2 protein-coding genes are annotated in these 1,187 nt (G+C 69.4%); one reads left to right on the top strand and one right to left on the bottom strand.

Annotated elements, in window-relative coordinates; all coding sequences use genetic code 11:
• The first annotated feature begins 1 nt into the window (after window position 1).
• Complete coding sequence (locus ACXJKR_RS33000; protein WP_056196377.1) at window positions 2–598, top strand: NAD(P)H-dependent oxidoreductase; 597 nt, start codon at window positions 2–4, stop codon at window positions 596–598.
• A 46-nt stretch (window positions 599–644) separates the two neighbouring features.
• Here ACXJKR_RS33000 and ACXJKR_RS32995 read toward each other — a convergent pair.
• On the bottom strand, window positions 645–1,187 hold a 543-nt coding region (locus ACXJKR_RS32995; RefSeq protein WP_457326451.1), incomplete at its 5' end, for a cation transporting ATPase C-terminal domain-containing protein.

Raw genomic sequence — 1,187 nt, 5'->3', positions numbered from 1 at the left:
GATGAATACCCATGCGCGACGCGTTCTCCTCATCCTCGGGCACCCTGATGCCACCCGAGGCCACCTCTGCCACGCGCTGGCGGATGCCTATGCCGAGGGCGCGCGGTCAGCGGGCCATGACGTGCGCCTCATGGACGTGGCGACGCTGGATTTCCCGCTGCTTCGCAGCAAAGACGAATGGGACCACGGCGCCCTGCCCGCTTCGCTGCTGCCCGCACAGGAGCACATCCGTTGGGCCAGCCACGTGGTGCTGTTCTTCCCGCTGTGGCTGGGCGACATGCCGGCTTTGCTGAAGGCCTTTCTCGAACAGGTGGCGCGCCCCGGCTTTGCGCTGGGCAAGGCGGGCGATGGGGCGGCCGGCGGCAAGCTGCTCAAGGGCCGTTCCGCGAGGGTGGTCGTGACCATGGGCATGCCCGCACTCGTCTACCGCTGGTATTTCCGTGCCCACAGCCTGAAATCACTGGAACGCAACATCCTGGGCTTCGTCGGCTTCGCTCCGGTTCACGAAACGCTGGTGGGCGGGGTCGAGTCCCTGGGCGAAGCCGGCGTGGCGAAGTGGCTCAAGCGGATGCGCCAGATCGGCGCGAGCGCCGACTGAGCCGCCTTCGGATGCCCAGGGCGCCCCATGCCAACAACCGCCGAGTTCAGCTTGGCGGCCTCGATGCCGAGGCACTGCGCAGCCGCCCGCTCCATGTGATCCCGGCACCCACTGCCAGCGCCACCGTCACCCAGGCCAGCAAGAGGTCCCCGGGCGCCGGAACGCCAAAATGCAGCAGGCGCCTCGGGCCTGGCACCAGCACGGCGGTCGCCAGCGCCGACGCCGCCACGGCGGCGACTGCCCAGAAGGCCCGGGCGCTGCGACCGGACAAGGCGCGAAGCCCGTTGCCGATTGCCATGTTGGCCGCCACCAGCATCAGGTTTCCGAACGTCAGGCCGACCACCGCCAGCGTGCGGGCCACGTCGGTGTCACGCCCGGCCTGCAGCGCCAGCATGTAAACGCCAAGGGTCGCCGCGAGCAGGCAGCTTCCCTGCGCCAAGCCCTGCCACAACATCGACCAACCCACGATGCCGTCGTCCGTGCGCCGCGGTGGCCGCCGCATCAGCCCCGGCGCTTCGGCGGCACCTTCGAAGGCCAGCGAGCACACCGGATCGATCACCATCTCGGTCAGCACCACATGGACCGGCAG

Source organism: Roseateles sp. P5_E11 (genome assembly GCF_054049355.1).
The sequence above is the reverse complement of the archived record's forward strand: the minus strand, read 5'-3'. Positions and strand labels throughout refer to the sequence as shown.

Bases quoted from the DNA above. Each gene is read 5' to 3' on its own strand.
- ACXJKR_RS33000 (WP_056196377.1), top strand. From the start codon at position 2: ATGAATACCCATGCGCGACGCGTTCTCCTCATCCTCGGGCACCCTGAT.